A 5,892-nucleotide genomic window follows, 5' to 3' on the forward strand; every position below is an offset into this window, starting at 1 on the left:
CGCTGTTTGCGGACAGCGCCTTACATCTGGTCTATGCAGCCAGCCGAGGGATCCCCCGAGTCGTGAACCAAATCTGCCTGCAGGCCCTGTACGCTGCGGCAGCCAAGGGTAGCGACGTGGTGGAAGACAGCCACATCCAGCGGGTACTGACGGACCTGGATCGGCAACGGGGAGCAGTCGGTTAACCGGCTGCTTTCTCGTGCCTGCGATGACTGTCGACACAGCGCTCACTCGGCTGGCGGATTGACGGTAGAGCGCTCACGACAATGGCGGTGAGAAATTCACCGCCAAATAGCGTGAGCGGCTACACCCTTCCCTCTGCCTGACCGATCAGGTTCTTTCGAATGTCACGAAACCCTCTTCGTTCCAAAGGTTCCATCAATTTGTCATACCATCTGGAAAACCATTTACTCAAACTCCGTACCCCCCCTGTTAGAGAAGTCACTTTCTCCTCAAAACCGCTCTTCTCCGCTCATATTCGTCTTCGCTGATTTCTCCCCGTGCGAAACGTTCCTGCAAAATCCGAAGGGCGGAATCTTCCTTGTTAACAAATGGTTTCGCAATCAAAGAAAAAAACGCGTAAATCACCAAACCGATAATCAAAACACCCACAATCATCGTGAAAATCATGCTCCATCCCATCATGTGCATCATCTTATTCTCTTCCTTTCCATTTGAAGATCAAATGAACCACGCCTCCCGAAACGAAAGAACCCTCGATCCGATCCAGGGCAGATTGCAACAAGATGTCGAAATATGACCGAACGGAGCTGGAATACAACAATTGTGTTCAGCGGTCTTGCGCTATTATTATATCCACAATTTGTATGAAAGTTTGATCAACCAGGTTTTTTCGCTCGTAAGCAGTTTTTATTCACTCACTTTGTTACGGGACCGTCCCAGGCCGCCATACCGCCTTTTAAATTCGAAACGTTTTTGAATCCTTGTTCAACCAGTATTTTACTGGTAACATCCCCCATAGGACCAGTATGGCAAACGAATACCACTGGCTTGGCGGGTGAGATTTCGTTCATTCGGTTTTGGAACTCGTCAAATGGAATATTCACGGCTCCGGGGATATGGCCATCCTTGAAAAGGAAGGGTTCTCGCAGATCGATGATTTGCAGATCCTGCTTGTTATTTAACAAGTAAATCAATTGTGTTGAGGTCATCACCGAATATTCTTTGTTGGAATCTGCGTTCCCACTGCGGGAACCGACAAATTGATTCCATACGAACACAGCAGCAGAGATGAGAATCAACACCAGTGCAAATAGTGTCAGCCACCGTTTCATCCGAATCCTCCTTCCCGAGCGAAAATCTCATTCCGGATACTCAGAGTCCATAGTTCGCATACAAAAGATAAGCTACCGAAAAAATGGTCATGGTTGTCGACAAACCTAATGTCACAAGACCAGATCTCGTTTTCCACGATTTTGATTTCCATGCCATGAAATAAGCCAATCCGAGTGAACCGATCGCCAGCCCGAGAAACAGGTATTGATATTTAAAGAAAAATGCACTGGTTGCAAATGCGACACCGCTCAGACCGAGCGGCAAAATGAGTACAGGCGCCAGTCAGGCGAGACAAGACAACCAGGAAAATACAAGCGCCGTCTTCTGAACCAGTTTGCTATTGTGTTGTCGTTTCATATGGCTCACATCCTTTCCCGATGATCCACTCAAAATGATTCGATTTACCGCTCAGCCGGCTAAATCGCTGATTGCCGGCCGGCGTTTCTGAATATGGCAAATGTAAAAATCACGGCAACAGATGCTTTCAAGATTGGGCACCGGGTTAAAAAATCAAGCACTCGCCGCCTTTCCAGACCGCAATGATATCAACGGGATTCTGGAGATAATAGCCAGGATTGAAGAACAACACTTCCCACAGACGGGCTCCCACGCCCCGCATGTTCACCCTCCTCAATCTGCTGTGCAAATCCACGTGCATATCTCTTGTTCAGACCGTTGTGCCTCCCAGTCGATACCCCACTCCATATACGGCCAACACCACCTTCGGGTTTTTGGGATCGGATTCGATTTTTCGCCGCAAGTTCTTCACATGGGTATCGATTACTCGTTCGTCGCCTTCAAAATCGTAGCCAAACACTTTTTCAATCAGTTCCGCCCGACGAAAAGAACGTTGGGGATTTTGCGCCAATGTGTATAAAATCTTGAACTCGGTGGGCGTTAATCTGATCTTTTCTTCCCCCCTGCGGACTTCCCGGTTCCCCCTGTCCAACACAAGGCCGTCAGGCAAATACAATTGTTCTGCGAGCAATTCTCCTTCTGAAGACCGACGCAAAACCGCCGCCACCCTTGCCACCAGTTCTTTTGGTGAAAACGGTTTTGTGATGTAGTCGTCCGCCCCAAGCTGCAACCCCTCAATTTTGTTTTCTTCCGCTGACTTCGCCGTTAGCATGATGATACTGACTCGTGATGAAGCCCGAATTCGTCTGCATGTTTCTTCGCCCGACATGCCTGGCAGCATAAGATCCAGCAAAATCAGATCGTAAGGCCGTTTTTCATGCAGTCGAATCCCTTCTTCACCGTTATCCACAATGTCGACGTTGTATCCTTCTCTTTCCAGGTAGGATCGCACGACTTCCGCAATTTTTTGCTCGTCCTCAATGATCAGGATACGTCTCAACCGATTTCACCCCGCCGGTGTTTTCTTTCATATGCAGCGATGTTCCAAAAAAATCTGCTTTTGTCAACAGAATGGCGCCCATGGTCCCACACAACAGTAATCCCCATTGGATTGGTGTCAAAAACAACCAGAGAATCGGATTGTAATCGACCAGCGAGATCAACAGCCCGCCTGTTCCCAACATCATAAGACCAAGCGCTCCTCTGGTTCCCGCAAGTCGCAAGGGGACTTTTTGGATGATGAACCATCCGCTGATCGCAAAAAGCACAGCCCTATAGACATTGACAGGATGATACGTACCATCCGCGAGTGCAACTCCCCAAAAAAGTTCCGTTCTTGTTCCATAGTCGGCAACAAGTATCGAATAAGCAGCCCATCCGGCAAGCACCGCCGGTACCAAAACATCCAGGAACGTCAAAAGGGGAATCGGATGTTTCCGGAATTTATACAGGAAATATCCCATCCCGGTTCCCCATCCAATCCAGGACGCGTACGGAATCAAACCGCCCAAAAGGATCTGAAACGGACGGTCCAATACCTCACGAGGCATCAAGAGCAGCGGCGACAAAAGGGCGGCCAGAATCCCGTAAAAGACGCTGTCAAATACCAGGTCTCTCACTTTCAGACCATCCCATCCTGCACGGTTTGCTTCCCGTTTGATCAGCCACAGGGCCAGTCCAACCCCGACAAACATTCCAATCCATGAGGAGGATATCGTCCACAATCCTAATTTCACATAAGTCCCCAAGAGCGCCATGTTTATCTCTCCAGAAGTTTTTTGATCATATTTTCCATCGCCGATTTTGACAATTGACCGTCCCGGCGGTCGACGATGAATCCGTTCCTGTCAATTGTGACAGTCATCGGAATTGCGTTCGCCTGGTAGAGGTTGGCCACACGGCCGTCACGATCCATTAGGATCGGATAGCGAATCCTGTAATCCGCAGCAAATTGTTTTACCCCTTCCTCAACGTCTGTTACAGTCAGGTTGACACCGTAGAACGCCACCTGATCTTTGTATTTTTCACTCATCTCCACCAAATCGGGCGTCTCGGCTTTGCACGGAGGACACCAGGACGCCCAAAAGTTGAGCAGCACCTTTTTTCCTTTCAGATCGCTTAGTTTCACCTGGTTCCCGTTCAGATCCTGCAAGGTAAAATCGGGCGCCATGTACCCCGGCCGCGGCAAAGAGGCGACGTCCGCTGTCTGTTTTCCGCCTGGCGAATTGGCGGAGGAGGCCGTCTGCTTGTCGATTCGGGGTGAATTTTCCATTCCGGCAACCACAGCCAGTACCAGCATGCCAATAAAAAGGATTCCCGCATACCATCGGATTGATTTCTTCTGCTCCATCGGTTCTTGCCCCCTTACAGATTCCAGTACAGCAATGTATCATTGATTCCCAGCAAAATGAAAACGATAGCAACTGCCCTGGTCACCACGCGGTTTATTTTGCCTGCATGTTTCACGAACTTTTTCTTCAGGGCATCGCTCCCTAATGTCAATGCATACACCAAAAAGAGGAGAGGAGATGTCGTGCCCACCGCAAATACGGCTGGAAAGAATACTCCGCCCGTCGACCGGATGCCAAGCGGAACCAGCATGCCGAAGAAGAGCAGAAAAAGAGTCGGACAAAAAGCAAGTGAAAATACAACCCCCAATAAAAAAGCTCCCCAAATTCCCTGTTTTGGTACAATTTTCAGCAACCTGTCCTTGAGTCTTTCCCCCACCGTTTTTCTGAACCGAAAGACGCCCAGCATGATCAAACCGCTCAGAATAAAAATCGGACCCATTCCTTTTCGAATCACCGTGATGACGGGTATGAGATTTTGTGAGATAACGTCCATCCGGGTTCCCAAGAAGATCACGCTCGCCCCGATCAGAGAATACGCCACAATCTTGCCTGCTACAAAACTGATCGCCTGGTTGAACGTAGCATTTCCGTCTCCCGCATAGCGAGCCACATATCCGAATGCTCCGATGTTGGTTGATATTTGGCACGGGGCGGTGGCGCCTGCCAATCCCAACAACAAGGCCGCAAGAACGGGCATATTGATTCCTCTGGATAATTGGTAGATGGGCTCCATGAGGGAGTTTGCAAATTGAGAGTACCAGAAATAAAAATCGGTCCAGTTCATATTGAGCCCCCCAACATGCGTACGTAAAAGCCCACACGATTGCGTGGGCTGTAAGTCCTGTTATTTGTTGCCGTTTTGCATCTTGCTGTGATCCATGCCCGGCATGTTCTTGTCGTTCATTTGTTGGTCTTTGCTGCTCGAACATCCCGCAAGCAGTCCCGCAGCCAGAATTGTTGCTAAGAATACGGAGATGCCTTTTTTCATAATCGATCTTCCTCCCTACATATTGTTCATATTGTGCATTCCATTACCTGCAAATATCATGTAAAAAATAAAGCCAATTAAGATGACAAAGGCAGCTGCTAAGACTTTCATGACTGTAGCAAACCAGTCCCTCTCTTCCATATAACCGCTCCCTCCCTAGGAAACAAGATAAAACAAAAATGTGTAGTTTTAATGAAGAAACGAAAAATAAAGCACCCTCTTGTCGATTTTCGGATTTTCCGGCATCTTCACAAAAACTTTCCATCATCTTTGTTGCGCTGGGGTTTGGAGCAGGCACTATCGGCAAGTTCTTCGTTTGCTAGAATCATATGTTGCGAGATTTCGGGTTATGTTGTCTTGCATCCACCGACCGATCATGTGAACATTGTATGAACCTCCATTGAATCTCCATAATTCTGTTCTACACTGATAGCAGATCACAACATGGAGGTCATGCAAAATGCATAAACGAACGAAGCTCATGATTGGAGGTCTTGCAGGAATTCTGGCGATGTCCGGAGGCATCTATTATTTTCTCTCTTCTCCTTCGTCCGATGTTGCAACGATCATTCAACCAAAGACTATACAGGAAAATGGGAAGACAGTGAAACAGTTTGAGCTGACTGCCGAAGTTGTTACCGCTCACGCTATTTGGCGGCGAGTGAGCGGTTTTTTGTCATGTTCAATGTCGGAGGATTCTTCGGATGATTGTCGTATCATGATCCGTATCGTAACGACAATATAGTAGCTCGGAATTAGAGAGATGAATCCGAGTCTGGACAAGGGGTGAATGGGTCAAAAATCGCCTATTTTGTTAACCTTGAAAGCCATTTTCAAAAAATGGGCATGCCAAATAACCCGACAATATCGGGTTTTTAAAAAATATGGAAAAGGCCTGTG

At 48.0% G+C, this 5,892-nt stretch carries 9 protein-coding genes and 1 pseudogene; 2 read left to right on the forward strand and 8 right to left on the reverse strand.

What is annotated here, in order from left to right; genetic code table 11:
- Window positions 1–185: pseudogene (locus C230_RS22840) on the forward strand (ExeA family protein); the annotation flags it as partial.
- A 256-nt stretch (window positions 186–441) separates the two neighbouring features.
- Here the strand turns inward: C230_RS22840 and C230_RS0101040 are convergent.
- From C230_RS0101040 to C230_RS23535, 8 genes are all read right to left on the reverse strand, one after another.
- Window positions 442–654 (reverse strand): SHOCT domain-containing protein, encoded by a 213-nt coding sequence (locus C230_RS0101040; RefSeq protein WP_018130223.1) that lies wholly within the window; start codon window positions 652–654, stop codon window positions 442–444.
- A gap of 224 nt (window positions 655–878) precedes the next feature.
- On the reverse strand, window positions 879–1,295 hold the full coding sequence (locus tag C230_RS0101045; protein ID WP_018130224.1) for a rhodanese-like domain-containing protein: 417 nt from the start codon (window positions 1,293–1,295) through the stop codon (window positions 879–881).
- A 668-nt stretch (window positions 1,296–1,963) separates the two neighbouring features.
- The gene (locus tag C230_RS0101055) at window positions 1,964–2,653 is read right to left on the reverse strand and encodes a response regulator transcription factor (RefSeq protein ID WP_018130226.1); all 690 of its coding nucleotides are present in this window, start codon (window positions 2,651–2,653) and stop codon (window positions 1,964–1,966) included.
- Window positions 2,631–3,410, reverse strand: a complete 780-nt coding sequence (locus C230_RS0101060; protein WP_018130227.1) for a hypothetical protein — start codon at window positions 3,408–3,410, stop codon at window positions 2,631–2,633. Before C230_RS0101060 ends, C230_RS0101055 begins: the two co-directional genes overlap by 23 nt.
- Before the next feature lie 2 nt (window positions 3,411–3,412).
- Window positions 3,413–4,003, reverse strand: a complete 591-nt coding sequence (locus C230_RS19010; RefSeq protein WP_018130228.1) for a TlpA family protein disulfide reductase — start codon at window positions 4,001–4,003, stop codon at window positions 3,413–3,415.
- Between the two features lie 14 nt (window positions 4,004–4,017).
- Window positions 4,018–4,788, reverse strand: coding sequence for an urease accessory protein UreH domain-containing protein (locus C230_RS19015; RefSeq protein ID WP_018130229.1), 771 nt, complete (start codon window positions 4,786–4,788; stop codon window positions 4,018–4,020).
- Window positions 4,789–4,848: 60 nt separating this feature from the next.
- Entirely contained in the window at window positions 4,849–4,992 is a 144-nt protein-coding gene (locus tag C230_RS22210) for a hypothetical protein (RefSeq protein WP_018130230.1), read from the reverse strand.
- Window positions 4,993–5,007: 15 nt separating this feature from the next.
- The gene (locus C230_RS23535) at window positions 5,008–5,133 is read right to left on the reverse strand and encodes a hypothetical protein (protein WP_018130231.1); all 126 of its coding nucleotides are present in this window, start codon (window positions 5,131–5,133) and stop codon (window positions 5,008–5,010) included.
- A 319-nt stretch (window positions 5,134–5,452) separates the two neighbouring features.
- On the opposite strand from C230_RS23535, the gene C230_RS0101085 reads away from it, so the two are divergent.
- Window positions 5,453–5,737, forward strand: a complete 285-nt coding sequence (locus C230_RS0101085; RefSeq protein WP_018130232.1) for a hypothetical protein — start codon at window positions 5,453–5,455, stop codon at window positions 5,735–5,737.
- The last annotated feature ends 155 nt before the right edge of the window (window positions 5,738–5,892 follow it).

Origin of the sequence: Effusibacillus pohliae DSM 22757 (assembly GCF_000376225.1) — a bacterium.
GTDB lineage: Bacteria > Bacillota > Bacilli > Tumebacillales > Effusibacillaceae > Effusibacillus > Effusibacillus pohliae.

Excerpts from the sequence above, each read along its gene's own strand:
- C230_RS0101045 (WP_018130224.1), bottom strand. The coding sequence starts at position 1,295 with ATGAAACGGTGGCTGACACTATTTGCACTGGTGTTGATTCTCATCTCT.
- C230_RS19010 (WP_018130228.1), bottom strand. The coding sequence starts at position 4,003 with ATGGAGCAGAAGAAATCAATCCGATGGTATGCGGGAATCCTTTTTATT.
- C230_RS19015 (WP_018130229.1), bottom strand. The coding sequence starts at position 4,788 with ATGAACTGGACCGATTTTTATTTCTGGTACTCTCAATTTGCAAACTCC.
- C230_RS23535 (WP_018130231.1), bottom strand. The coding sequence starts at position 5,133 with ATGGAAGAGAGGGACTGGTTTGCTACAGTCATGAAAGTCTTAGCAGCT.
- C230_RS22210 (WP_018130230.1), bottom strand. The coding sequence starts at position 4,992 with ATGAAAAAAGGCATCTCCGTATTCTTAGCAACAATTCTGGCTGCGGGA.
- C230_RS0101060 (WP_018130227.1), bottom strand. The coding sequence starts at position 3,410 with ATGGCGCTCTTGGGGACTTATGTGAAATTAGGATTGTGGACGATATCC.
- C230_RS0101085 (WP_018130232.1), top strand. The coding sequence starts at position 5,453 with ATGCATAAACGAACGAAGCTCATGATTGGAGGTCTTGCAGGAATTCTG.
- C230_RS0101040 (WP_018130223.1), bottom strand. The coding sequence starts at position 654 with ATGATGCACATGATGGGATGGAGCATGATTTTCACGATGATTGTGGGT.